We start from the raw sequence: 26,543 nt of genomic DNA, 5'->3' as shown, positions 1-26,543 counted from the left end.
GGGTTCGAACCCCAGAGGGATCACAAAAAGACAAGCAAAGTCTTTCCAATAAAATCAGCACGATTCCTTAGCTCAGCTGGTAGAGCACAACACTTTTAATGTTGGGGTCCTGGGTTCGAACCCCAGAGGGATCACGAAAGAATTGAAGAGTTACCAATGATTTTGGTGACTCTTTTTTTTGCATCCAAGTTTACGGGGTGAGAAGTCTATCCCGACAAAAGCGAAAGCGATTGACGGGAAACCCCAGATGGATCACTTAAGATTTGAAGAGTTACCAATGATTTTGGTGACTCTTTTTTTATGCATCCAAGTTTACGGGGTGAGAAGTCAATCCCGACAAAAGAGAAGGCACATGCTTGGATCTACAGCAGAAAGAATAATCGCACTTATCAGGCTGCAAAACAAAAAAACCAGGATCTCTCCTGGCTTGTCTATTCGTAATTTTAATTTGTTCCTACCTTAGGATTTCATTCAACTTTTGCTCCAATTGGAAAAATGTTTGAGGCAGAGCAATGGTTTTAAGCGACGAATCGATCAAAAACATGCTTGGTGTTACAAATATATTTAACTGGCTGGCTACGCTCCCCTGCAAGCCTTCAGTATCACAAGAGTGAATCCAGGGATAATTACCCATTGAAACAGTATTCTGCCAATAGCTTAAATTGGCGTCGAGCGAAACAGCTACTACCTCAAGCCCTAACTCTTTATACATATAATAAATTTCGGATATCTGCGAAAGCAAGTTTACACTGTGCTCACAGCTTCCCGACCAAACTACCAATAAAGTGATTTCGCTGTTTACATTGGTTAAATTCTGCATTCGCCCATCATTCGTATGATGCAATGGAATATCAGGAACCTGCCAACCTTTTTTAATCGATTTATAATTGTTAATTCTTCTCTTTATTGTTTTGGTATTGAGCACATACTCACAGGTGTTTAAAACCCGATAAGCATCGCTCACAATATGATATATTTCTTCATTTTCATTTTCGGGATACAGGTTCATTAAAAAATTTGCCATGTATTTTTGCGAACCAGGATCAAGTTCTGTCAACCAAAATAAATTGCCAATCACTTCTTTTATCTTGCGAAAGTTACCATCCTGCACCAAATCGTTAATTTTTCGGGCTTTTAGATATTTCGAAATTTTCTCATAATAAACAGGAGTGCCTGTTAATAATGAATCCGAAAAGGCAAAATAATCGAAGAAATGCTTGAGATAATATTCTTTAGCCTTTTGTTCTGTCAGTTTAATATCGGGCGTTAATTCTTGTTGCGCCAAGGCAAATCGTGCCGACCAGGAATCGATACGTGTGTTCCATAAATCTTTGAGAAGATTTCTTTTACTTTTCTTTAGCTTTTTAAATTCCGAATAGGTCTCTTTGTATAAGGAATCTTTTTCGTTAAGCTTTAATAACTGTTTTCGCAGATCTGTGATAGATTCATTTAGAATGGTAAATTCAGACAAGTAATACTGATATTCGTAATTTTCATCATTCTCCGCAAATTGAAGCTCTCCATCACCGATGCTTCCGGATAGGGAGAACGAAAATGCATCTCGATTGATTTTCAAATCAATTTTATCTTTTTTATTGGAGACTCTATAAAAACCATGTTCTCCTTCCCAATTAAAATCAATTACACCACGTGAATTAACAGTAGCGCTATCTACAATAAATACTCCTCCGTCATCACCCTTAAGCAATAAGAATTTTTCACCTATATAATCAGACATCTCCCCCTTCAACGACATCTTATTCTGTCCAATTACACTTTGAGTCAACAACAGAAATAGGATTGTAAGTAGATTTTTGCACATATAACAATCTTGCTTATTATTTAAAATTTCCCCTTTAGATAAACGTAAAGGTACACAATCCAATTATGTAATACCATAATATTTTTTTGTTTTATCCCAGCACTAAGCCTTTCAAAATTTCAAGCACTCATCTAATCAGGATGGAAGCAAGATGGATCATACAAGCATCACAATTTAATATTTTTAAAAAATCATTTTTTTCTGTAATTTAGAAATCCCGATTCCTTAGCTCAGCTGGTAGAGCACAACACTTTTAATGTTGGGGTCCTGGGTTCGAACCCCAGAGGGATCACAGAAGAATTGAAGAGTTGCCAATAGTTTTGGCGACTCTTTTTTTTGCATTCAGGATTATGGGGTGAGAAGTCTATCCCGACAAAAGCGAAAGCGGTTGACGGGAAACCCCAGAGGGATCACAAAAGAGCGGAGAGTTGCCAATAGTTTTGGCGACTCTTTTTTTTTAGCATTCAGGATTATGGGGTGAGAAGTCTATCCCGACAAAAGCGAAAGCGGTTGACGGGAAACCCCAGAAGGATTGCAAAAGAAAATGAGGACTTTCCATATCTCCTGGTAATTTATCCACCCCAATATAGCCTTTCTCAAATTTGATCAACAACTCTATTATCCTCATGAACAATACTTTAATTCATTGTTATTTTTATTTATTCTATTTAAATTTAAAGTAAACTAACAAGCTAATATTCAATATGGAATCTATAAAATTGATCATTTGGGATTTAGACGACACATTTTGGACAGGAACTTTATCGGAAGAAGGTATTGTTCCCATATCTGAAAACATTCAGCTCGTTAAATTCCTATGTTCAAGAGGCATTATGAATTCCATATCTTCGAAAAACGATTTTGAAAAAGCCAAAGCCAAACTCGTTGAATTGGAGATCTGGGAATATTTTGTTTTTCCTCAGATTGATTGGAATCCGAAAGGGAATAATGTAAATAGAATTATCACTTCGGCTCAGCTAAGACCAGCAAATGTTCTTTTCCTGGATGACAACCATTTGAATTTAGCCGAAGTTGAATTTTACAACAAAGGCATTCATACACATGAACCTGATTTTATTCCTGAAATTAAAAGTCACCATGCCTTTACAGGTAAAGACGATGGAGAACTTTCACGACTAAAACAGTACAAAATACTGGAAGAGAAAGAGAAGGAAAAAGAACACTTCTCTGATAACCTGCAATTTCTTGAATCATCGGATATTCATCTGGCCATATTAGATGATTTAAATCCGTTAAGCGATAGGCTACACGAACTGATTAACAGAACCAACCAGATTAATTATACAAAAAAGAGAATTGATAAGAACGAATTGGCCATTTTACTCTCCAAGCAGGAGTACGAATGTAAAGCCGTAAAGGTAAAGGACAGGTTTGGCGAATATGGCATTGTAGGATTCTATGCTTTGCACAAAGAAAACAACTGCCTGGAACACTTCCTGTTCTCCTGCCGCTCGATGAATATTGGCGTAGAGCAATACATGTACGCCAAATTAAATTTTCCAGAATTAAAGCGGGTCGGTGATGTAACGGTTGAATTGAATTCAACCGAAAAACCTCACTGGATAAAGGAGGTTGACGATTGGATGGACAGTGAAACGAATCAAAATCTTTCGGCAACAAAAATACTTTTGAAGGGTGCTTGTGATTTAAGACAAATGGCTCATTACCTATCTTATAAAGATTTGGAAGTTGATACGGAATACAATGACGTGAACCAAAACAACCACCCCATTCCAAAAGCACATACCGAAATTCTTTTGCAATCGGAAAAGCTCGATGATGAAAGCAAGAATGAACTCATTGAATCCTTTCCATTTCTGGACCAGCATGTTTTCGACTCACAGGTATTCTCTAACAATTATGATATTTTGGTATACAGTCTGTTGATTGATTATACCTTGGATTTGTACCAATCGAAAACTTCCGGTTTTACCATTCCATACGAATCCTATTCTGATTTTGTAAATGAAACGAAGGCTGAATTTGTTGCACGATGCAAAAGTCATGAATTCAAAAATATGAACGAATCTTTTTATGATTTTTTCTGTAGAGAATATGATTTTATTGGACAGATCGATGAAGAGAATCTGATCAATAATCTGGAAATCATTCGAAAAAGGGTAAAAAAACCAATCGTGTTTATTAATGGAGCCGAAGTAGATACGCCTGCTGCCAATAAATCGGAATATGGAAAAGCCAGGCAGCGACACGAAAAAATGAACAAAGCATTAGAGCAGTTCTGCAATACACATAAAGACACCTATATTCTTGATGTGAGAGAATTTATCTCCGAATCTGATATCAATCATAGCATCAGGCATTACAAAAGATCGGTATACGAAAACATGGCTACAGCACTGATCTCAAAAATTGAAACCATTAAACAGCAAAAATTGGAAAGAAACGAGCTCCAATATCAGTTTAAACGTAGTCTTAAAATTTTTAGATCCACAATTAAAGAATTTGCAAAAATTATTCTTTCACGCGCAAGTTCTCTTTTTTAAAAAATAATTTCATCATTATCTGTTATTTACAAAATATTCTTACCCGAAGTTCTTATTGATTTTTCTTTTTAATTATATTTATTCTCGTAATTAATTCAAAAGACATGCAACGCATGATTTCCGCAATCGTCATTAGAATAGAAATTGATTAATGAGCTCATTGTACCAGAACATTCACCAGGAATTGATTGAGCTTTGCGGAAAAAACGACCCCAAAGCACAATTTAAGATTTACAAGTTATACTATAAGGCCATGTATAATTCGTCCTTACGCATCGTAAAAGACGAAGCAGAAGCCGAAGATATTATGCAGGAAGCGTTTTTATCTGCATTTAAAAATATCAGCAAGTATAAAGGGGAAGTAAGTTTTGGAGCCTGGTTAAAACGAATTGTAATCAATCGTTCGCTGGATAGTTTAAAAAAGAAAAAGCTGGAAATCTTCCCATTGGAAGATGAGCTATACAAGCTAAAAGAGGATGATTCAAATTACAAGATTGATGACAACAAGGAACAAATTGAACTCATTAAGCATGGAATGAACCTGCTACCAACAGGTTATCGAATTATTCTGAGTCTGTACTTACTGGAAGGCTACGATCATGAAGAAATTGCACAAGTAATGAATGTTACTGCCTCTACTTCCCGATCTCAATTTTTAAGGGCCAAAAAGAAGTTGATTCAAATTTTAGAAAAAGAGAAAACCAAAAAATTGCTGTAAACCGTTCTCTTACTATCGTTAATACAGTATGACTACACCAACATACAAGATTAACATTTGGAAAGAAGGTTACATACAACAATTCAAATAAAACTTGTTTGTATGAAGGAATTAGAAAAAGTATTTAGGGAACACAGGGAGGTATTCGATGATCAGGATCCTGGGAATGATCATTTTGAAAATTTCCTTGGAAAGTTAAACGATCAACAGAAAACGAAACCGCTATTTGGAATGTCTAATTTTTTAAAAGTGGCCGCAATCATTATTTTTGTCGTCATTTCGGTCGTTACCGGATATCAGATTCGTAAAATGCAAACTCCTGAACATCTGGGATTGGGCGCCGTATCGCCAGAATACCAGGAAGTTGAATTGTTTTACACGTCGAATATCGACAGCCAGCTTAGAATGATTGAGCGAATGGGAAGTTTTGATAATACAGATCATCAGAACATTTTGGCTGAAGAATTGAAAGAAATGGATAAGCGTTATAATCAACTAAAGGAGGAATTAAAATTGCATCCTGACGATGATAGGGTAATCCAGGCAATGATTGAATACTATCAGGTTAAAACCAATATTTTAAACAGAATTATAGAGCAGTTGTATCAGGTTAGAAAACAAACAAAGAACAACCTGAATGTTTCTGCCTAATAAAACAACATACTACCACTAATTAAGGAATACAAAAGCATTAAAATAGAACAACGATGAAAGCAATAAAGTGTAAATTTTCGGCTATCCTACTGATTTTAGTTATGGGATTTGGATTCAATTCCTTTGCAAGCGACGAATATGAGAAAGAAATTCTCGAGGTTTTTTCGGCCAGCCAGGGAACAGAATTAAAAATTAGCAATAAATACGGAGATGTTGACATCCATAATTGGGATAAGGATTCGGTATCGGTAAAAGTTTTAATTACCATCGAAACAACCAGCGAGGAAAAAGCAAAGCTGTTGTTTACCAATATCGAAATTAATATGGATAAAATAGGCCAGCTGATTTCGGCAGAAACCAGAATGTCTCAAAAGTTTAAAACTGGTAAAAAATTCAGTATCGATTACGAAGTTTTCATGCCTTCGTACATTAAGTTAGATTTGGCGAATAAGTTTGGTAATATCTTTATTCAATCTACTACAGAAAAAGCCAATATCAACCTTAGCTACGGTAATTTAAAGGCTGAAAAGTTATTGTACCCTGAAGAAAAACCGGTGAGTACAATTAATTTATCCTACGCAAAGGCAACAATCGATGAGTGTAACAGAACCAAACTTACTTTGAAATATTCGAAAATGAATATTGGAACAAGTAAAGCACTTGTTGTGGTTAGCCGTTATTCAAAATTGCATTTGGACAACAACGAAACTGTAATTGCCGATTCAAAATACGATGCTTTTAACATTGTTAACACCAATGTATTTAGAGTAAACATGGGCCAATATTCCGATTTCAGAATCGAAAATGTGAATCGTGCCCTGGAACTTAACCTGAGATACGGAAATTGTAAAATCGATAATGTTTCAAGAGATTTTGAATCGATTAAAGTTGATAACCAGTATGTAGCAAGTAAAATTGCCATTGAAGAAGGTGCATCCTACTCATTGGAAGCAGAAACCAAATATTGTGGCATCAATTACCCTGACAATGCGCAGGTAATTCAGAAGATTGTTGACAAATCGGAAACCTATTTAAAAGTAATTGTTGGCGATTCATCAGATCCGAAAGGAACAGTTAAAATTAACAGCCAATATGGTAATGTTAGTTTAAGATAATATCATCCCCATAAAAGAGAGCCTCTTTTTCTTATGAGAAAGAGGCTTTTTTATGCAAAATCTTAAAAACATTGAAATTATCACTTGCAATTCGTATCAATTCCTTCATATTATTGTAATTTTAAGACCTAAACAATAACAAACCTTAAAAATGACTATTGCCGAAAGAGTGGACGCCTTGCGTTCACTGATGAATGAGAAAGAAATTCATGCCTATATCATTAGCAGCTCAGACCCACATATGAGCGAATACGTTCCTGAACGATGGACAAGCCGCCAATGGATTTCAGGCTTTACCGGATCAGCAGGAACTGTGGTAGTTACCGCAAACAAAGCCGGATTATGGACCGATTCCAGGTATTTTTTACAAGCAGAAAAAGAGTTAAGCGGAAGTGGAATTGAACTGTTCAAAATGGGAACAGAAAATACGCCTTCACCCTACCAATGGCTAACTACAGAGCTTGATGTTGATGCCAACATCGGATTTGACGGAACCTGTTTTTCGGTTGCGGAAACTCGTAATTTAAAAAACAGCCTGGGCGATTTGGGCATTCATATTGTTGAGGAGTATGATCTGATTAATGAGATTTGGAAAGACAGACCTTCTTTACCAAAGGGAGATATTTTCGATCATGATATAAAATACTCGGGCAAAACCAGGTATGCCAAGCTAACCAAGATTCGAAAGAAAATGGCCGAGCTCGATTGCAATTATCATTTTGTGGGTAGCATGGATGACGTTGCCTGGATATTTAACCTACGTGGCAGCGATGTTGATTATAATCCATTGGCTTTGGCTTATGCACTAATCGAAAAAGAGAAAGCTACCATATACCTAAACGAAGAGAAGGTGTCGGATGCATTGGTTTCCAATTTACTTGAAGATGAAATTGAAATTGCTGATTACCAAAGAATTTTTGCAGATCTGGAGGAAATTCCTGGCTCTTCGAATGTATTGTTAGATGTTAACAGAACAAACTTAAGTGCCTTTAATTCCATTTCGGCAAATATTATTGAGCGAGAAAATCCGAGTCAATTATTCAAGAGCACAAAAAACGATGTAGAAATAGAAGGAATGAAAAATGCCATGAGAAAAGATGGTATCGCTTTAACACATTTCTACTACTGGTTGGAAGAAAACCTGGGACAGACAAAAATTACTGAGTTCACAGTAATGGAAAAGCTGAAAGAGTTTCGTGCCCAGCAAGAAGATTTTAAAGGAGAAAGCTTTGGCACCATTTGTGGCTACAAAGGCAATGGTGCACAACCACACTATCATACTACAGCCGAAAGCAATCTGGAAATTGAAAAAGATGGTATTCTTTTAATTGATTCTGGTGGGCAATACCTCGACGGGACAACAGACATCACGAGAACCATTCCATTGGGCAACTTAAGCGAAGAGCAAAAGATTGATTACACACTGGTTTTAAAAGGAATGATGCAATTATCGATGGCAGTATTCCCGGTGGGAACAAGAGGTTGCAATATCGATGCTTTGGCCAGAATGGACCTGTGGAAAAACCTGAGAAATTACGGTCACGGAACCGGTCATGGAGTAGGTTGTTTTATGAATGTACATGAAGGACCACAGAGCATTCGCCAGGAATTGAAAGACCAGGCCGTACTAAAAGGTATGATTACTTCGAACGAACCGGCCTTGTATCGACCTGGACAATATGGAATTCGTCACGAAAATTTAATTCTATGTAAAGAGGCTGGATCTTCCGAATTTGGCGATTACCTGGAATTTGATACCATTACACTTTGTCATTTCGAAACAAAAGGAATTATTGTTGAATTGCTAACCAGGGAAGAAAGATACTGGCTAAACAATTATCACCAAAAGGTGTACGACACACTATCGCTCCATTTGGATGAAAAGCATAAAGCATGGTTACGTGAAAAAACGAAAACAATATAAAAGACAAAACGCCTCAAAAGAGGCGTTTTTTTTATGAGTATATGGTGGCTACAATTTTTCGTCGCCCTCCCCTGTTTCTGAACTCGCACAAATAAATCCCCTGCCAGGTTCCCATATTTAAACGATGCTTACTGATTGGAATTGTAAGTTCCGGCCCCATTAAAGATGCCTTTACATGTGCAGGCATATCATCAGAACCTTCGAAAACGTGAGTGTAATAGGATTGGTTTTCAGGAACCAAATGATTCATAATTGACTCAAAATCGTCGCGAACCGAAGGATCTGCATTCTCGTTAATGGTTAGTGCTGCCGATGTATGCTTGATAAACAAGTGCAATATCCCCGTTTCTGGTATATCTGGAAGGTTTCTTCTGATTTCCGAATCGATTAAGTGATATCCTCTTGAATAAGCGGGCAATGTAAATTCTATTTGCTGAATCATGTTTAATTTCTTGGTTTCGTCTTCAATTTACTCAATTGCTAATTTAGAAATTCATGCCGCGAATCACAAGTCATTAAATTGAATCAGTCAAGCTGATACTCTTTTTGAATACTGCCAAAGAAAATTCCCGGCTTTGAATTTTGCTTCGATGGCAATCATACAAAATTTCAAAACCGGGAACCGCCTTACTTACCTATTGATATACTAATTGATTAATGTCTTATTCTTGCATTCACTTTTACAGGATCGCTACTGAAAATCTCTTTTACTCGTGCGATCATTTGATTTTCTGTCATATTATCTTCCGATTCAATTTTTCGTATTCTATCGTTCAGATTTGTGTGCTTGTTAATATGCTTTGCCAAATGCACTTTTGTTTCTGCCGGACCAAACAAATAAATCTCCTCTGCATCAGCCAGCTTGGTGCTTATATTCTCGAAGTATTGCTTAAACTGATGTCTTCGACGCTGAGTATTTCTCTTTGCTGGGTTAATAAACTGATTCCCCATTTTGGAATAAGCTTTTGTTTCTCCCTTAAAGCGAACCCTTGTTTCCACTTCTGATTCAATAATTTCGATATGGCCATTGCCATTTTCAACTGTAATAATGTAGGCTTTTTCGGTATCTAACCAAACTCCAATGTTTTTTTTCATCTTCGCCTCCTTTTATATGAATAGATTCTAAAAAATAAATTGAAATGCTTAATTCTTTTCAGGACTTTGTGAAGGTTTTCTCCGTTTGGATTCTAATAATAAACTGATGATGATATGAAAGATTGCAATAGTCATAAAATATTGATTTTATATGCATTAGAACAACTAACGGATCTAAATTAAATTTACAAATAAATAAGAGCCATGTCAAGGCAGTTGGTAAAAATTTAAGCTTATTCAGACAATATAAATGTGGAAATAATCGGAATATTCAAAGAAATAGAATTGAACAAATATCTCGTGAGATTTTTTGGACAAAACAGTCCAAAATCAAAGCTATTGGCACAAAAAAAAGAGATCCAAAAAATGAATCTCTAATGCTTTTTAAGCTAAGGTACTTTATCAAAGTATTATGCTATGTAAACGATATCTATTATCAATAAATTCAATAATTAAGATACAATTTGAAAGCGTTCCTGCACAAAAACAAAACAGGCATCATCAATGGCGTTACAAACCGCATTGTAAGCCTGTAACTTTACTTTTTCCTCTCCTTCAACCAAAGCAGGATTTGGCACATCAAATACCTTAACTTCAGGTTGGCCTTTGAACACGGGTAAACGGTCAGAAAACTCCTGATCGAAACACAACACATAGTCGAAGGTATTTTCCTCTAAATCATTTATTGATTTTGCCTTATACTCTGGAATATCCATCACAGCCTCGGCCATTGCTTTCTGAGCTAAAACATTAATTGTTCCCTTTTCCACACCGGCACTCCACACTTTTAAGTGCTTTTTTCCGTAATAGTTTAGCCATTTTTCGGCCATTTGCGAACGGGCTTCGTTCTTTTCGCTTATTACTAAAACTTTTTTCACTGTTCTATATTTAAGATCGACGGCAAAAGTATAAAATACCCCCGATTAATCATTGATTTGAACGATCGCTTTACACCTTTTCAGCCAAATCTTCTACTTGCTTAAAAACTCTCATAAAATTACCACCCCATATTTTATGAATCTCTTCTTTGGTGTAACCTCTTTTTAGTAACTCAATGGTGATGTTCATCATTTGGCTTACATCTGCACAATCTTTTAAGCCGCCTCCACCATCAAAGTCTGTTCCTATACCCACATAATCGATCCCAATTACTTTCACGATATGATCGATATGGTCAACCGCATCGGCTACGCTAGGCTTCTCTTTGGGGTAATCGATCTGCATTTGTCGCCACTCAGCCCAAATTTTCTGCTCTTCTTCCTTGGTCATTTTTCCAGCCTTGCGGTAACGCTCGCGCAGTTCCATTTCTTTCTGATATCTTTCGCTGTTTTTATTCGGAGCTTTTACATAGTCGTCGAGAATACACATTTGAATTACACCCCCATTTTTCGCCAAGGCCTTTAGCATATCGTCGCTAAGGTTTCTAGGGTTATCGCAAATTGCTCTTGCACAAGAATGAGAAGCAATAATCGGTGCCGAAGAGAGCTCAATCACATCGTAATACGAACTATCAGAAATGTGAGAAACATCAATCAGGATCCCCAATCGGTTCATTTCCTTTACCACCTCTTCGCCAAACTTGCTTAATCCATTAAACTCTGGTCCTTCTCTATCGGTTGAGGAATCGCAAATGTCATTATTCGATGTATGGCACAAGGTAATGTAACGCACTCCTTTGTTGTAATATCGTTCAACTTCAGAAATTTCTGTACCAATAGGAAACCCATTTTCCAGTCCAATATAAATGGCTCTTTTTCCTTCACGCTCTAATCGATAACCATCGGCTACATCGAGAGCCACCTCGGCCATATCTGAATACTTGTTACAGGCAGCATAAATCGAATCGATCAATTCATCGGCCTTTTCCCTTGCAATTAGAATATTCTCCTCACTCCTTTCACGCTGCGATGTAAATGCAGCAAAAAAGATTCCATCCAATCCTCCTTCTTTCATTCTTGGAAAATCAACACGACTGCCTCCTGCTTCATAAGGGTGATATTCACTGATATTAAAATCCTTATTCAACAAATGGTAAGGAGTATCGACATGAGTATCGATGGTAAAAGCATGATTGTGAATTTCGGCAGCTTTTTCTTCTACATTTTTACAGGAAGACATGCCAATAAGAAGCAGTCCAAATGAACTAAGCATACCGATTTTAATTGCTTGTTTAAACATGATTGGTTAAGATTTTAGAGGTTTAATCTGTAAAGATAAAAGACTTCAACAAATACTGACTTTTAGAAAGGTGAAAATCTCAAACTTAAATTTTATGCAAAGTTTTCTAATTCTGTCTATCCTTTGTATATTGCTGTTCCCGATTTAATCGGAATCAAAATCTTGTTAAACGAAGTCATTCATGTACCAAACACTTTACAGATCAGTTCTTATCATACTTTTACTGATTCCTCTATATAGCATTGCACAAAACACCGGTAAAATTAAAGGCAAGCTTACCAATGAAGAAAACCAGCCCGTAATTGGTGCTCACATTAAAATATTAGAAAGCAATATTGCCACAAGTTCAGATAAAAACGGGAATTTTCTACTTCAGGTTCCGGCAGGAAAAACTTACAATTTGATCATCACCCACATCTCCTATCAGGATGGTGTAATACCCTTAAAACTTAAAGCATCTGAATCTAAAACACTAAACCTTCAACTTCGTTTGAAAGAGCAGGAAATTGATGAAGTGAAAGTTGAATCGGACAGAATCATTCGTGATAAAAACATTACAATTGACAGCAAGCACCTGGATCAAATTCCTGTAAGTGGCAGCGGTGTTGTCGAACAAATACTAAAAACACTACCGGGCGTTAGCTCTAATAACGAATTAAGTTCCCAGTATTCGGTTCGAGGTGGTAATTTCGATGAAAACCTGGTGTATATCAACGAAATTGAAATTTACAGGCCAAATTTAATTCGATCGGGCCAGCAGGAAGGTTTGAGTGTAATCAATCCTGATTTGGTTTCCTCGGTACAGTTTTCTTCGGGAGGATTTGATGCCAAATATGGGGATAAACTTTCGTCGGTTCTCGATATCAAATACAAAACACCAAGTGAGTTTGAAGCTTCGGCAGAAGTGAGTTTAATGGGTGCATCTGCACACTTTGCCAATGCGTCGAAAAACAAGAAATTATCATACATGGCAGGTGTGCGTTACAAAACGAATCGTTACCTGCTAAATTCTCTGGATACCAAAGGAGAATACGAACCCAATTATACCGATTTCCAGGCTCTTGTAAATTACAAATTCAATTCCTCTTTGAGTATGCATTTGTGGACCAGTTTCAGTCAAAACAATTACAATTTTGAACCCGAAAACAGAAGCACCTCTTTTGGAACCATTAACGATGCGCTAAACCTTGACATCTATTTCGATGGCAAAGAGAAAGATGAATTCAAATCGAACATTCAGGCTCTGACCATAAAATACCATCCCAATTCGAATTCATTAATCAGGCTTATTGGGAGCAGGTACGAAAGCATAGAAGAAGAAAATTTCGATATTATGGGACAATACTACCTAAGCGACCTGTTTGTGTCGCAAGGTGGAACACCATCGGAAAGTATCGAAAACCTGGGAATTGGGACCTTTATCGATCATGCCAGGAACAAACTTGATCAGGAAGTATACCATTTGGATGTTAAGGGAGATCATAGCCTCGAAGATTTGTTCCTGCAATGGGGAGTTGGTGTAAAATCGGAAGACATTACTGACAGAATAAATGAGTGGCAATACCAGGATTCTGCCGGCTATTCGGTGCCCGTATCGGATGATGAAGTTTTATTGGCATACAGCCGAAATGCAAACAACAAAATTAGCAGCAAGCACTATCAATCATTTGTTCAGGCAACACAGGTAATCGACACAAAGAAAGGAGAATTGCAGGTAACAGGAGGTCTTCGATACCATTACTGGGATTTCAACGAGAAAGGATATCTTTCGCCAAGAGCGTCGATCAACTATATCCCCGATTGGAAAAACAAAGTGAAATTTCGTTTTGCTGCCGGATTGTACCAACAAATTCCATCCTATCGCGAAATGTTAATGATTAATGGCAATATCAGTCCCGATATTAATATTCAGAAAGCCATTCATTACGTTCTTGGACAGGAATATTATTTCACGGCATGGAATCGCCCCTTTAAATTTTCCAGCGAGTTGTATTACAAAGATCTCTTATCAGTTACTCCCTACGATATCGAGAATGTGAGAATTCGCTATTACGGAGATCAGGAGGCGAAAGGCTATACCGCAGGATTGGATTTAAGAATTAATGGTGAATTTGTTCCCGGAACAGAATCCTGGGCCAGTTTATCGATCATGAAATCGGAAGAAGACATTAAAGGCGACAATAAATCATTTATTCCCCGTCCGACCGACCAGCGTTTTAGTTTTTCGATGCTTTTCCAGGATTATCTGCCAAACAATCCTTCCTACCGAATGCATTTGGCACTGTTTTATGCTGGAAAACTTCCGGTATGGACACCCAAAAGAGGAAAAGAAGGCGGAAGTTTTAGAATGCCCAATTATCGTAGAATCGACCTGGGCTTTTCAAAAATCCTTGTAAAAGAGAAAGGCAGAAAAAAAGGAATGCTTCGCCACTTTAAATCGATGTGGATTGGTTTGGAAGTTTTCAATGTGCTTGATATTAACAACACGGTTTCTTATTTATGGATCAAAGACATTTCGGGCAATCAGTATGCAATTCCGAATTACCTTACGGGGCGCAAACTGAATTTAAAACTGAGTGCTAAATTCTAAGATTACTTTAATTCGAGCTAGTTTTTAGCTATTTTGCCAATACTTTTAAGTTAAGGAAATATGTTGTTACAATTTTTGCATCCAAAAACTCTTTGGTTTTTACTGATATTGCTGATTCCGATTATTATTCACCTGTTCAACTTTAAACGGTTTAAAAAAATCTATTTCAGCAACCTGCGTTTTCTTCAAAATCTAAACATCGAAAATAAAAGAAAATCCAAACTTAAAAATTTACTGATATTACTCCTTCGAATGTTGGCATTGGCATGCATTGTAATTGCATTTGCACAGCCATATGTCCCATTATCAAATCAATTGGAATCCAAATTCGAAGAAAAACAATTCATTACCATTTACATCGATAATTCGTTTAGCATGAATGGCAAAACCGAAAAGGGAAATGCACTTGAAGTGGCTAAAAATCATGCTTTCGAACTTGTAAAATCCCTCCCCGATTACAGCCGTTTAAGAGTCTATAGCAACGATATAAAGCACTATTCAAACAGTCTGAATAAGAACCAGGCCATTGCTCGAATCCAGGAAATCGAGCCATCGCCTGTTTCAATTCCATTATCGGAGCTTTTAAAAAATATCAGGATCGATTTAGCAGCATCAAAAGCCCAGGTGTATGTGCTTTCCGATTTTCAAAAATCGCAGGCAGATTTCGACCAGCTTAAAGCAGATAGCTTGTTACAGGTAGACTTTGTTCAGTTAGATGTTCAGCCAACAAACAACCTGGTTCTCGATTCCTGTTGGTTTGAAACGCCGCATTACAGCAACAACGAACCCAAGGAGTTGTTTGTAAAAGTAAGCAACCATTCCAATAGCGATTTGAAAAAAATTCCGCTTCAATTGAGTATCAACGACAGCATTAAAGCTGTAGCTTCTATCGATATTTCTAAAAACTCCTCTCATGAAACCACTCTGCGTTATACCGATAAATACAACAAGAGTATTCAGGCAAAGTTGAGTATTGAGGATTACCCGATTAGCTATGACAACCATTTGTACTTTTCCTATGAAAATATCGATCGTTTTAAAGTTTTGTCAATAAATCAAGAAGCGACAAACGAGTACATTAACAAGCTATTTGAATCGGATGAAACTTTCGAAATTAAAAACATTGGCAATAGCGAACTGCACAACGAATCTCTAAATCAGTATCAACTGATTGTTTTAAATGAAACTGAAAGCATAGAAAGTGGATTTAAGCAAAGCATTAAAACCTTTCTATTAAAGGGTGGGAATGTGCTTTTTATACCCGGAGATCGGTTAAGCGCGTCGCTCAACAGCTTTCTCTCGGAAATAAACGCGCCCAATTACCAGGAAATTGACAGCACGAAGCAGCGCATTTCAACAATTGAGCGACAAGCCGAAATCTATAAAAATGTATTTCAGGAGCTCAAAAACAATGCCCGTTTACCGGATATTTTTAAATACTACAAACTAACAAATCCGAACAATAATAGGCACGAAGTACTATGGCAAACGGCAGGTGGCGAAAGTTTATTTTCGAAAAGTATGCACGGCAAAGGAAACTTCTATCAGTTTGGCATGAATCTAAAATCCGACTGGACCAACCTAATCACTCACCCAATACTGGTTCCAAGTATCGTGAATTTATGCAAGTCGAATGCCACTGGCAATGAAATTTATTATGAAATTGGCAAAAACTCACCCATAAAAATAGATGTTCCATTTTCAGTTTCTGGCGAAGAGCAATTCCACATCCTAAACAATCGCATTGGTGTTGATGTAATTCCTCAAAAATCGACAGGTGCCGATCAATCTACATTGCTACAAAACCCAGGTCAAATCACGATTGCAGAGAATTACCACATTTCAGTAAATGATTCTATGATTCAAAACTGCTCCTTCAATTACTCAAGGGTGGAATCGGACCTTTCCTACCATAATCTTTCCGAAATTGAGAGTAAAATCAAGCCTTTAGGTGGGAATTATTCTGCAATTTCTTCGGAAAAAATGAAACTATCTGAGCTAAATAACGAAAAAAGAGATGGAAGACAGTTGTGGAGAATATTTATTTTGTTGGCTGTTGTGTTCTTTTTGATTGAAGGCATATTAAAACTTTAATTAACATATACAACACCTCATTAAATATCACTAACACCTCTTTAACAAAACAATAACAACACACTATTTAACATACACCCAATTACCAAAATGACAAAACTAAAAACAGCAATAGAAATTAGGCAATTAAAAAAGATTCACAGCATTGCTGGTATTGGATATTGGGTATACAATTACTCAACAAAGAATTTTTGGTGGTCGGAAGTCACACATAACATACTTGGTTATCAACCTGGTGGCGTTACCCCCAGCAGAGAAACATTAAAAAAGCACATTCATCCCGAAGATCTTGTATTTTTCGAAGAATCGCTAAAGCAAATGCAATTGCAAGCCATGGAAATAGAGTTTAGGTTCTATAAAAACGGGGAGTTGCGACTTGGAAAAATAACGGGCGAAGTATATGAAAAAGAAGACATTATAGAAGAAGTTCTATTCCAGGATATCACCGATATCAAAATCAAAGAATTTGAAATTGCCAAAGCCTGGAACAAAGCCCTGGAAGCCGAAAATTTAAAGAATGCCTTCCTGGCCAATATGAGTCATGAACTCAGAACACCTTTGAACTCTATTATTGGTTTTTCTGAATTGCTTGAAACAGGTAACATCTCAGAAAACATTCCGAGATACGCCAGTTCCATTAAAGATTCTGGTCTGCAGTTGTTAAAAATCATCGAAGATCTGCTTAAAGTATCGATGCTGGAAAGCCGTACTGCCAAGCCAGTTAAAAGAAACTTTAACCTGCCAAATATGATGTTGGAGGTAAAAGATCTTACAAACCGACTCTTAAAAAACAGCAATAAAGAGCATCTGAACTTAAATTTTCAATCGACCAGCTCACATTTGGTGATTAAATCAGATCAGAATAAAATTTTGGGCATCCTGAAAAACCTTCTTCACAATGCCATAAAATTTACCAAAGAAGGAACCATTTCCTGCACATACCAAATTAAAAATCAAGCCATTGAATTTTCGGTAAGCGATACCGGAAAAGGGATTCCTATTGAATGCCAAACCAGTGTGTTCCAACGCTTCCGCCAGGCCGACACCAATGGATTAAACAATTTTGGTGGCACAGGACTTGGCTTGTACATTTCCCGATTAGAGATAGAATTGCTGGGTGGTAAAATTTGGATAGCCTCGGAAGAAAAGGTAGGAACAACGGTAAAATTCAGCATTCCAAATGTAATCGATCATGAATTGATTCGAGACCTTGATCCAAATCCTGAAATTTACAACTGGGAAAACTATACAGTACTTATTGCCGAAGATCAATTTACCAATTACAAGATACTGGAAGCCTACCTGCAGCCAACCAATGTAAATATCATTTGGGCAAAAACCGGGCGCGAAGCCATTAGTGCGAGTCTTCAAAATCCAGAAATCAACCTCATCCTAATGGACATTAACATGCCACATACCAACGGATTAGAAGCCACAAAACTGATTAAGGAAACCCGTCCTAACCTCACCATTATTGCACAAACTGCATATGCACTGGAAGGCGATCGCGAAAAATCGCTCAAGGCTGGTTGTTCCGAGCATTTATCAAAACCATTCAATAAAACCGACCTGCTGCTTGCAATGTCTAAGTATCTTCCCTAAACCCTTAGACTTCATTAGCCTTATAGAACATTAGCTATAATCATAAATCTGAACGTAATTAACAATTGCATTTATGATAATAGTCAGGTTTAATTATTTTTTCAGTTTTTTATGCATTTTTTCTCTTAAAAGCATGGAAAATCAAAAAAATAGTTATAAAATTGGCGTATTGAATTATTAGAATTTAATCCTAGTTTAAAAATCTTATAAATGTTCTAGTTATGACAAATACAGCAACAATGACCGCTCAGGACTATATGGATAAGGAATCTAAGTTTGGAGCACACAACTATCATCCACTTCCAGTAGTATTAGAGCGCGGAGAAGGCGTTCACGTATGGGATACTGACGGAAAGCAATATTACGATTTCCTTTCAGCGTATTCTGCTGTTAATCAAGGACACTGTCACCCAAAGATTATCAATGCACTTGTAGAACAAGCACAAAAGCTAACCTTAACCTCACGTGCTTTTTACAGTAATAACCTTGGTAAATATGAAGAATTTGTAACCGACTACTTCGGATACGATAAGGTATTACCAATGAACACTGGTGCCGAAGCTGATGAAACTGCTCTTAAGCTGGTTCGTCGTTGGGGTTACGATGTGAAAGGTATCGCTGAAAACGAAGCTAAAATTATTGTTTGTGATGGTAACTTCCACGGACGTACAATCACAATCATCTCTATGTCTACCGATCCTGATTCGTACAAAGGATTTGGACCATACACTCCAGGTTTCGTTGTAATTCCTTACAATGATGTTGAAGCACTTGAAAAAGAATTGAAGGATCCGAATGTATGTGCATTCCTTGTTGAGCCTATCCAAGGTGAAGCTGGTGTATATGTACCAGAAGATGGTTTCTTGAAGAAAGCTTACGATATGTGTAAGGCTAACAATGTACTTTTTGTTGCAGACGAAGTTCAGACTGGTATTGCAAGAACTGGTAAATTATTGGCTGTTGACCACGAAGGTGTTCGTCCAGATGTATTGATTCTTGGTAAAGCAATTTCGGGTGGTGTTATGCCAGTATCGGCAGTATTAGCTGACGACGATGTAATGCTTTGCATTAAGCCAGGTGAGCACGGCTCTACTTTTGGTGGTAACCCTCTTGCTTGTGAAGTTGCAATGGCAGCTCTTGAAGTTGTTAGAGACGAAAAGCTTGCTGAAAACGCTGAGGAAATGGGTAAAATTTTCCGTGACGAATTAAAAGCAGTAAAATCGGATATGATTGAACTGGTTCGCGGTAAAGGTTTATTAAATGCAGTAGTGATTAAGCCTAAGGGTGGAAAAACTGCATGGGATGTTTGTATGCGTTTACGCGACAATGGTTTATTGGCGAAGCCAACTCACGGCCATATCATCCGTTTTGCACCTCCATTGACCATTAAGGAAACTCAATTGCGCGAAGCAATCGAAATTATTAAGAAAACAATGGCTGAGTTTGAATAAGAAACTCAACTTAAAATACAAAGGGCAATTCCAATTGGAATTGCCCTTTTTTTATTTATGCAATATATCCTTTAACTCTTGTTTATAGGTTCTCGATAAATTGATCCAAACTCCATTATTGAGCATTAATTTTGTAGAATTCATGATTCTAATGTGATAGATATTCACAATAAAAGACTTATGAATTCGAACAAATGTTTCAGCCGGAAGCATATTCATAACTTCCTTTAAAGTGTTTCTGTCAATTTCGGGCTTTGCTTTATTTTTTAGGTGGTATTCTACATAATGGCCATCAGATTTGATATATAAAATTTCGCCACTACTTAAAACTGCTTTACTTTTTAAGTTTATAAGTACGCTACTATTCTGATCGTTTAATTTCTTTTGCTTAAATGCATTCAGTTCTTGCTGCAGCGTTTTAAATTCCTTTTTAATGGTTTTATTTTTGACGAGAAAAATCACAACTAAAACACTACTTACCAACACAATTATGAGAATTGAAATTTTATATACTCTTGATAGATTTTCAAGCTTATGAATAAAATTCTCTTTTTTTGTCATATCATATTGCAAGCCAAGCTCCACAATTTCTTTTTGCGTTAAAACTTCATTAATGCTGTCTTTTAAAGCAATATACTTATTGGCAAATTCAAGAGATTTTTCCAAATTGTGATTCCATTTATGCACTTTTTGAAGATTTTTTAAAACTTCAAATTTTTGACGATTTGTACATGCAAGATTTAAAGCAGAGTCTAAATAATTTATAGCAATTGGATATCTTTTTAACTGCATATAAATATTTCCAATATTGTTGTACTGTATTGAGATATCGTTTCTAATCCCTCCTTTCTTTTTGGCATGTAAAGCTTCAAATGTGTACGGTAATGCTTCCTTATATTTATCCAGCTTTAGCATTGTTTGTCCCATATTATTAAATAAAACACCTCTTAAAAAAGGAGAAACAGTATCTAAATTGTAATCTCTTTCAATTTCCTCTATTAACTTTTGGGATTTATTCAAATCATACGTATTAAAATTAGCCAACCTGTGGGCCTTTAATTGAAGTAAAAATGTCCGCTTGTTCTTAAAAAACAGTTCAGATTTTATATAGTAGTTTTCTGAACATTGATATTGTTTGTTTGTAAAATACAATCCTGCTATGTTAAAGTAAACTTTTCCAAGGTTTTTATGTGTAGAATCTTTTTTCTCGTAATATTCTACAATCTCAAAATAATCGCTTAAGGCCTTTGTGGTATTATTTAGGTTTTTTTGACAAACAGCCATATTCACCTTTAACTTAATACTACCTTCTGCATTATCAATTAATTGGTTAATATGGTAGCAACGGTTGAAAAATTCGTACGCTATTGTAAATTCACTTTTATTATAATGCAGAATTCCTAATTGATTTAGAATATCTCCATAAGTGAGATTTAAAGTATCTGTTAGATATAAAAGTTCATAGCCTTTATTAACGTAAAAAAAAGAGCTGTCAATATTTTTAGATTCAAATTCAACAGCCTTTTTGTAATATTTTTCCGCAATATTTATTTGTTTGCTTTGAGAAAAGGCATATTGATTTGTAAAAAATACAAGGAAAATTAAAAGAGGTCGAAATACTTTCATATGGCTTTTTTAGCTTGTCCAATCACTGGCAAACTATATAATAGGTTATCATTTTTCCGTGCCTTAGCGTATAAGGCACGGAAGTTTCACAAAAACTGTAAGCTTAATTCACTAATTAATTTTCAAGCCAATTTTTAATCTTGGAAATGAAAATGCATTAAAGAAGGTGGTATTCTGATCGGCCCCTTGAACACCAGGTATTTTCACAATCTCGGTATGTTGATACATTAAATTTATTGCATTTACCTCCAGCCCCAAGTAAAAGGTTTTGTTAAAATAATAATCAAGACCTGCCACAACAGAGCCTCCAATGCCTAAAGCTTCGGCAGTGGCAGTTCCTGCATCTCCTGATTCTACCATGAACTCACCATTATTTTTTACCAACCATGAAACCTGTTTTTTTTCCAGGCGCTCATACATGAAATTAAATCGTCCTCCCAAATGGAAATCAAGGTTTTTTAGTTTGCTATCTTGCTCGATTACAAAGTGATAATCGGCACCACAAGCAATATTAAACTTATAGTTCTTGGTTTCAGGAGCACCTTGAATTGCAGGTATTTCTGTCCCCATGATTGGATTCCCATCTGAATCTGTAAGTGGAATAACTCCGGTAAAGGCATCTTCTCCACTTGTTGATTTAGAGCCATAGGAAGTTAGCATACTTAAAGATATCTTATCACTTAAAAAATAGTTTAATGATAGACCCGCCATATTTGTAATCGTAGCTGGCTCCTTTACGGAAAAGTTATCATCAGCTCCCAATCTGGTAACATAGTCTTTGTTTAGCTCATGATACACAGAATAATTTGGCAACACAGCGGGGTTTATATCTGTAACATCGTTATTACCCAGAATTAAGGCTACTGTAAAATTGCCTTTTTTCGGAAGGTTGGATGTATCCTCAGTCCGATTATGCTGTGAGAATAGAGCTGAACTGCACAAAAGCACCAGCGAAATCAAAGAAATAATTTTTTTATACATAACGCTTTGTTTCTAATTTTTCGAATTCAAAAGGAGACTCATAACAGAGAGTCTCCCTCTTATAACTCTCACTATGCTGCATCTAACAAAGCTTTATATTTTGCCTCTGCTGCATCTAATTTTGATTTAGCAGTTTCCACTTTTGAAGTTAAGTTTGCGATTTCGAATTCTATTTTCGCAATGTCTTTCTCAACATCTCTCACCGCTTGGGCTAAATCATAATCTCCTGATTCGATTTTCGTTAAGTCTTCTGCTTTTCTAATAATATCTTCTTCAATTTGATTGATCGTGTTCTTGGTATTTTCGATCATATTATCAAGGGCATTTTTCACGGTAGATTGATTATAAACCATTGTTTCTATGGTAAACTGTAACCTACCTAAATTGTTAACCTCATTCCTAACTGCATCTTTTTTCCCTTCAATAGTAGAAAGTTGATCACTTAGCAATTCTACTTTTGCATCGGTCGCAATATAGGTTGAGTTTAGAGCTGCCAATTGTGATTTCAATACAGATTCGTTATAGGCTTTATATTCTGCGATGGCTTCATTGTAATTATTTAAGGCGACATTGTAATTTTCCTGAAGAACATTATAGCCTGCATCGGTAGGTTTTGCAATACTCAAAGCCGTTTTAGCAGCTACCATTTCGTTATATGGAGCAATGGTATCTGTGGCCAACTTTGCCTTATGGGTGTTAAAATCAGCGGCAAATTTTACAATTCCTTCTCCCGATACAATTGGTGAGCTAATATAATTTTCACTGGCCCAATCCATTAAAGCTTTTACTGCCTGATTTCTACTATCAGAGGCAATATCAAATTCTACAGTTTTATTATTTAACTCAGCTTCTATTTCTGCCAATTGAACCTTTTTATCTTCAAGCTTAATCAATACATCCTCCCACTCGTTATTCGTTTTCAGATCCTCATAGGTGGTCAATGAAGTCTTTAGTTCTTCCAATTCAGATTTTAAACGAACGCTTGCTGATTCCAACTGACTTTTCCATCTTGGAGTCCAGTTTTCATCCAGGAGTTTTGCTTCAGCAAGGTCATGCTTTAACCTTCCTAAATCAGATTCTTTATCCAACAAGTCGAAGGTTAATTTTTCCCATCCAGAATAAGCCAGAACATAGTTATTGTAAGCATTGCTTAGCAATTCATCTTCTAATTGATGAATATACTTTTGTTGCTCCACTATGCTTTTTTCAAGCTCAACTTTTTTGGCTTCAAGCCTGGCCTTTGCCTCTTCCAACTCAACGCGCAAGCTTTCTAGTTCAACAGCGTTTGCAGCTTCGGCAAAAGCATTCTCAATTTCCTTGGCTTTAGCCATCGCCTCCTGATATGCCGCCTGTGCAATTTTTAAAGCTGTTTCTGCCTGTACATACTCTGTTCTTGCCTTTCTCATTTCTTCAACAGATTTTGACTCATCGTACGACTCACACGCCATAATGCTCAAACCTAATAATCCCAGTAATACAAATTTTAATTTCATTTTGATTAAAAATTTAGATTAATTAAAAATATAATTGCTCTTACCTATGTTAAGCATAAGTAAGAATCACTCCATGCAAATATATCTCACCAATGAGCTACAAAACAAACACTTACCGATTACATGACACGAATGACATAAAATCTATCATGAATGACAGGTCTAATAAAAAAGATCTAATGTTAACCTCTAAGCTTACTTAAATATTTTGCACACCAATGGCATATTGGTTCAGTTATTCTTGCTAAGGATGGTATAATATCTTTGCATTAAACCAGATGAGCCTGGTTCTACTTTTAGTGGCAAGCCTCTTTATTACAGACTTGAAATGGTTAAATTCGAATAAGAAAACTCAACTTAAAATACAAAGGGCAACTCCAAGTGGAATTGCCCTTTTTTATGCAAGCACACAACAACACAACTTTATATAACTTTTCAAGACTGCCAGATAATCAGCTGCCTGTATTTACGTTTTCAAATGTTAGAAGTGAGTATAGGTAAGACTAACAGCGATTGTTACATTAGACAATTTTATTGTACAGGAAATTATTATATCGCTTATTTTCTGAGAAATATAGCATGAAGTTTTTTGATGGTAATATATGCGGCGTTAAATACCTTAGAGCTATATTGAAAGACAAAACCTTTGGATAATCTAGTAAAAGGATAATTTCAAATAAAATAATTAAATCCTGCAATCTTAAATATGGGAAAACACAATCACAAACAATACGGGTTTTATGCCATGTTCCCTTTAAAAGAATCGAAAACAATGCTTTTATACTTGCGAGATATAGATAACTCTACACCATTTTTCAGAATTAACCTGTCGAAATAAATACTTTTAATAGCAATAATGTTTACAATAACCGACCGGTGAATTTGCAGAAAGTACTGAGACGGAAGTTCTTCAAGTATATTTTTCAGGCTGTTTCGATCTACTTCAGGACGACTTTGCCCGGAAAGAAACAAATCGAGATATGCTCCATCACTTTTAATGTATTGAATATCCTTAATAACAACCAAAGCTTTGGATTTTAAACGTATGGTTTCCGTTTTCTGCTTCTCTATCCTGAATTTTAAACTGGCAATTTTACTTTGTAACTTTTCAATATTAACTTGAAGTGTATCGTTTATCTGTTTTATGGATTTTATCTTCCTGACAATATAATAACTCCACACAGCCAATTCAAAGCTTAGGGATATAAAATACATTTCGTAAATTAACCAATTAAGAACAGCACTCTTGGTATAAGGAAAGATAAAATTTGCATAGGCATAACTACACAGAATATGGAATATGAAAACAAGAGGCAAGTAAAAAGGCACTATTCTTTTTAAGGCCAACCAGACATGGATAAACACTAAGATGATACTGTAATATTTTATTGCTCTCCATACGTAACGATACAAGTTAATCATTCCACCTAAACCGTACTTAAAACCATATAAGCTTAATAATACAAGAAACAAGATACCTGAGGCCAAAAAGAATATTAACACCCACTTTGGGGCGTCATGCATTTTGTAAAATTTATAAAGAAAAAATGAGATACTGGCAATGGATAAGGCATGGCTCATACTTCGTATATTATGAACCCAGAAGACATGCTCTATCCATATAAACGACTGTCCAATACCATGATATGCTAAAAAATCAACACTAAAAGATAAGAGGTAAACGGCGTAGAAAAGAACGTAAAATTGTTTGGTAAAAACAGTCAGGTATATGAGAAAAAAGATATATACAATGAAGAGAAAGAAAAATCCTGCAAGGGAAGCAAACACACTAAAACCGTAGGAATAAAAATCTTGTTCCCCTTTTAATGAGCAACGTATTCGAGTACGCTTTGCATTGTCTGATATTTTAACATACACCTCAAGAGAATCCTGCTTGGGAATCTGAATTTTCCAGGTAGGATAATGAATAATCCTGTCTTTCTTTTTAAGAGTACTATAGCTGTGATGGTAAAGTTTTTGAATTCCATCTGTACCTGCTAAAAATACCTGTCCGCTACCAAGATATCCGTTTTTAAGGGTAAAAAAATATATAAAATTTTCAATGCTTGTGTTTTTAAGCTTAAATCGCATCCAAAGCGTTTTTCCCTTTACGGCTCCATAAAACCAGAGTTTTTCAGGTTTTTTAAAATTGGCCTTTTTAAGCCGTTGCCAATCAAAGCTGCTGTCTCCATCTTCAAGAAGCATTTCCACCTCTCTATAAATATCTATTTTTTCATTTGGTCCCGCCAAGTTGATACTAACAATACTACCTGAAGCTTTGGTAACAAACGAAAGCAAAATGAAAACAAAACAAATCCGAACTATAAGATTCATATTCCAAACGACTTAATACATCTGACTCAAAAAAAATCTGGAAGTAAAAAAGAGTTCAATAATATTTACAGATCAATTTTCAAGCACCTATAACTCCCTTCTAACTTATGCCGACTGCTACAATTTTTCTAATTCGGTTTACACGACAAGCACGGTATAGCCTCAGCATTTTTCTTTTATAATGTAATTAGCGAACAACTTACTCGCAAGCGATATCGACAAACGATAGCTCAGCATCGACAAACGTGGTATCACAATCGACTTAACATGACCCGAATAGTAAGATGTTGATTTTTAAGCTGAAAACAGAAGGTGCAAAACCCATTGAACTGGTTCAAGCT

Annotated in this window: 18 protein-coding genes and 2 tRNA genes; 11 read left to right on the top strand and 9 right to left on the bottom strand. The window is 36.1% G+C overall.

The window, feature by feature from the left end:
• Nucleotides 1–61 precede the first annotated feature (61 nt).
• A tRNA-Lys gene (locus tag ELS83_RS20745) sits at nucleotides 62–134 on the top strand.
• A 320-nt stretch (nucleotides 135–454) separates the two neighbouring features.
• Here ELS83_RS20745 and ELS83_RS20740 read toward each other — a convergent pair.
• A complete protein-coding gene (locus ELS83_RS20740; RefSeq protein WP_171597465.1) occupies nucleotides 455–1,822 on the bottom strand; it encodes a thioredoxin family protein in 1,368 nt (455 codons plus the stop codon).
• Nucleotides 1,823–2,041: 219 nt separating this feature from the next.
• Between ELS83_RS20740 and ELS83_RS20735 the strand changes: the two genes are divergently transcribed.
• The 6 genes from ELS83_RS20735 (at nucleotide 2,042) to ELS83_RS20710 (ending at nucleotide 8,758) form a co-directional block, all read left to right on the top strand.
• Nucleotides 2,042–2,114: transfer RNA gene (locus ELS83_RS20735), tRNA-Lys, on the top strand.
• Between the two features lie 412 nt (nucleotides 2,115–2,526).
• Entirely contained in the window at nucleotides 2,527–4,347 is a 1,821-nt protein-coding gene (locus ELS83_RS20730; protein WP_171597464.1) for a hypothetical protein, read from the top strand.
• A 151-nt stretch (nucleotides 4,348–4,498) separates the two neighbouring features.
• Nucleotides 4,499–5,065 (top strand): RNA polymerase sigma factor, encoded by a 567-nt coding sequence (locus ELS83_RS20725; RefSeq protein ID WP_171597463.1) that lies wholly within the window; start codon nucleotides 4,499–4,501, stop codon nucleotides 5,063–5,065.
• Nucleotides 5,066–5,167: 102 nt separating this feature from the next.
• Nucleotides 5,168–5,716 carry a hypothetical protein gene (locus ELS83_RS20720; protein WP_171597462.1) on the top strand — a complete coding sequence of 183 codons (549 nt, stop codon included), beginning with the start codon at nucleotides 5,168–5,170 and terminating at the stop codon, nucleotides 5,714–5,716.
• A gap of 56 nt (nucleotides 5,717–5,772) precedes the next feature.
• Nucleotides 5,773–6,834, top strand: a complete 1,062-nt coding sequence (locus ELS83_RS20715; protein WP_171597461.1) for a hypothetical protein — start codon at nucleotides 5,773–5,775, stop codon at nucleotides 6,832–6,834.
• Between the two features lie 151 nt (nucleotides 6,835–6,985).
• The gene (locus ELS83_RS20710) at nucleotides 6,986–8,758 is read left to right on the top strand and encodes an aminopeptidase P family protein (protein WP_171597460.1); all 1,773 of its coding nucleotides are present in this window, start codon (nucleotides 6,986–6,988) and stop codon (nucleotides 8,756–8,758) included.
• A gap of 31 nt (nucleotides 8,759–8,789) precedes the next feature.
• Here ELS83_RS20710 and ELS83_RS20705 read toward each other — a convergent pair whose 3' ends face one another.
• The 4 genes from ELS83_RS20705 to ELS83_RS20690 form a co-directional block, all read right to left on the bottom strand.
• Nucleotides 8,790–9,200: a secondary thiamine-phosphate synthase enzyme YjbQ gene (locus ELS83_RS20705; protein WP_171597459.1), complete on the bottom strand. Its 411-nt coding sequence runs from the start codon at nucleotides 9,198–9,200 to the stop codon at nucleotides 8,790–8,792.
• A gap of 212 nt (nucleotides 9,201–9,412) precedes the next feature.
• Nucleotides 9,413–9,853 (bottom strand): hypothetical protein, encoded by a 441-nt coding sequence (locus tag ELS83_RS20700; protein WP_171597458.1) that lies wholly within the window; start codon nucleotides 9,851–9,853, stop codon nucleotides 9,413–9,415.
• A 452-nt stretch (nucleotides 9,854–10,305) separates the two neighbouring features.
• The gene (locus ELS83_RS20695; protein WP_171597457.1) at nucleotides 10,306–10,731 is read right to left on the bottom strand and encodes an arsenate reductase/protein-tyrosine-phosphatase family protein; all 426 of its coding nucleotides are present in this window, start codon (nucleotides 10,729–10,731) and stop codon (nucleotides 10,306–10,308) included.
• Between the two features lie 70 nt (nucleotides 10,732–10,801).
• A complete protein-coding gene (locus ELS83_RS20690; protein ID WP_171597456.1) occupies nucleotides 10,802–12,031 on the bottom strand; it encodes a dipeptidase in 1,230 nt (409 codons plus the stop codon).
• 181 nt (nucleotides 12,032–12,212) lie between these two features.
• Here ELS83_RS20690 and ELS83_RS20685 point away from each other — a divergent pair, with 181 nt between their 5' ends.
• From ELS83_RS20685 to rocD, 4 genes are all read left to right on the top strand, one after another.
• Nucleotides 12,213–14,621, top strand: coding sequence for a TonB-dependent receptor (locus ELS83_RS20685; protein ID WP_171597455.1), 2,409 nt, complete (start codon nucleotides 12,213–12,215; stop codon nucleotides 14,619–14,621).
• A gap of 60 nt (nucleotides 14,622–14,681) precedes the next feature.
• Complete coding sequence (locus ELS83_RS20680) at nucleotides 14,682–16,715, top strand: vWA domain-containing protein (RefSeq protein ID WP_171597454.1); 2,034 nt, start codon at nucleotides 14,682–14,684, stop codon at nucleotides 16,713–16,715.
• A 90-nt stretch (nucleotides 16,716–16,805) separates the two neighbouring features.
• The gene (locus ELS83_RS20675) at nucleotides 16,806–18,317 is read left to right on the top strand and encodes a hybrid sensor histidine kinase/response regulator (protein WP_171597453.1); all 1,512 of its coding nucleotides are present in this window, start codon (nucleotides 16,806–16,808) and stop codon (nucleotides 18,315–18,317) included.
• Between the two features lie 221 nt (nucleotides 18,318–18,538).
• Nucleotides 18,539–19,768 carry an ornithine--oxo-acid transaminase gene (gene rocD, locus ELS83_RS20670; RefSeq protein WP_283242762.1) on the top strand — a complete coding sequence of 410 codons (1,230 nt, stop codon included), beginning with the start codon at nucleotides 18,539–18,541 and terminating at the stop codon, nucleotides 19,766–19,768.
• Nucleotides 19,769–19,819: 51 nt separating this feature from the next.
• On the opposite strand, the gene ELS83_RS20665 is transcribed toward rocD, so the two are convergent.
• The 4 genes from ELS83_RS20665 to ELS83_RS20650 form a co-directional block, all read right to left on the bottom strand.
• Entirely contained in the window at nucleotides 19,820–21,394 is a 1,575-nt protein-coding gene (locus tag ELS83_RS20665) for a LytTR family transcriptional regulator (RefSeq protein ID WP_171597452.1), read from the bottom strand.
• Between the two features lie 111 nt (nucleotides 21,395–21,505).
• A complete protein-coding gene (locus ELS83_RS20660) occupies nucleotides 21,506–22,375 on the bottom strand; it encodes a BT1926 family outer membrane beta-barrel protein (RefSeq protein ID WP_171597451.1) in 870 nt (289 codons plus the stop codon).
• 71 nt (nucleotides 22,376–22,446) lie between these two features.
• On the bottom strand, nucleotides 22,447–23,868 hold the full coding sequence (locus ELS83_RS20655; RefSeq protein ID WP_171597450.1) for a coiled-coil domain-containing protein: 1,422 nt from the start codon (nucleotides 23,866–23,868) through the stop codon (nucleotides 22,447–22,449).
• Between the two features lie 738 nt (nucleotides 23,869–24,606).
• Complete coding sequence (locus ELS83_RS20650) at nucleotides 24,607–26,202, bottom strand: LytTR family transcriptional regulator DNA-binding domain-containing protein (RefSeq protein ID WP_171597449.1); 1,596 nt, start codon at nucleotides 26,200–26,202, stop codon at nucleotides 24,607–24,609.
• Nucleotides 26,203–26,543: the final 341 nt, after the last annotated feature.

The sequence above is a fragment of the Marinifilum caeruleilacunae genome (assembly GCF_013141825.1).
In the GTDB taxonomy this organism is placed as follows: Bacteria; Bacteroidota; Bacteroidia; order Bacteroidales; family Marinifilaceae; genus Marinifilum; species Marinifilum caeruleilacunae.
This window is presented reverse-complemented; position numbering and strand designations above follow the sequence as displayed.

Excerpts from the sequence above, each read along its gene's own strand:
- ELS83_RS20660 (WP_171597451.1), bottom strand. The coding sequence starts at position 22,375 with ATGTATAAAAAAATTATTTCTTTGATTTCGCTGGTGCTTTTGTGCAGT.
- ELS83_RS20655 (WP_171597450.1), bottom strand. The coding sequence starts at position 23,868 with ATGAAATTAAAATTTGTATTACTGGGATTATTAGGTTTGAGCATTATG.
- ELS83_RS20680 (WP_171597454.1), top strand. The coding sequence starts at position 14,682 with ATGTTGTTACAATTTTTGCATCCAAAAACTCTTTGGTTTTTACTGATA.
- ELS83_RS20675 (WP_171597453.1), top strand. The coding sequence starts at position 16,806 with ATGACAAAACTAAAAACAGCAATAGAAATTAGGCAATTAAAAAAGATT.
- rocD (WP_283242762.1), top strand. The coding sequence starts at position 18,539 with ATGACAAATACAGCAACAATGACCGCTCAGGACTATATGGATAAGGAA.
- ELS83_RS20665 (WP_171597452.1), bottom strand. The coding sequence starts at position 21,394 with ATGAAAGTATTTCGACCTCTTTTAATTTTCCTTGTATTTTTTACAAAT.
- ELS83_RS20690 (WP_171597456.1), bottom strand. The coding sequence starts at position 12,031 with ATGTTTAAACAAGCAATTAAAATCGGTATGCTTAGTTCATTTGGACTG.
- ELS83_RS20705 (WP_171597459.1), bottom strand. The coding sequence starts at position 9,200 with ATGATTCAGCAAATAGAATTTACATTGCCCGCTTATTCAAGAGGATAT.
- ELS83_RS20710 (WP_171597460.1), top strand. The coding sequence starts at position 6,986 with ATGACTATTGCCGAAAGAGTGGACGCCTTGCGTTCACTGATGAATGAG.
- ELS83_RS20730 (WP_171597464.1), top strand. The coding sequence starts at position 2,527 with ATGGAATCTATAAAATTGATCATTTGGGATTTAGACGACACATTTTGG.
- ELS83_RS20650 (WP_171597449.1), bottom strand. The coding sequence starts at position 26,202 with ATGAATCTTATAGTTCGGATTTGTTTTGTTTTCATTTTGCTTTCGTTT.
- ELS83_RS20685 (WP_171597455.1), top strand. The coding sequence starts at position 12,213 with ATGTACCAAACACTTTACAGATCAGTTCTTATCATACTTTTACTGATT.
- ELS83_RS20740 (WP_171597465.1), bottom strand. The coding sequence starts at position 1,822 with ATGTGCAAAAATCTACTTACAATCCTATTTCTGTTGTTGACTCAAAGT.
- ELS83_RS20720 (WP_171597462.1), top strand. The coding sequence starts at position 5,168 with ATGAAGGAATTAGAAAAAGTATTTAGGGAACACAGGGAGGTATTCGAT.
- ELS83_RS20715 (WP_171597461.1), top strand. The coding sequence starts at position 5,773 with ATGAAAGCAATAAAGTGTAAATTTTCGGCTATCCTACTGATTTTAGTT.
- ELS83_RS20700 (WP_171597458.1), bottom strand. The coding sequence starts at position 9,853 with ATGAAAAAAAACATTGGAGTTTGGTTAGATACCGAAAAAGCCTACATT.
- ELS83_RS20725 (WP_171597463.1), top strand. The coding sequence starts at position 4,499 with ATGAGCTCATTGTACCAGAACATTCACCAGGAATTGATTGAGCTTTGC.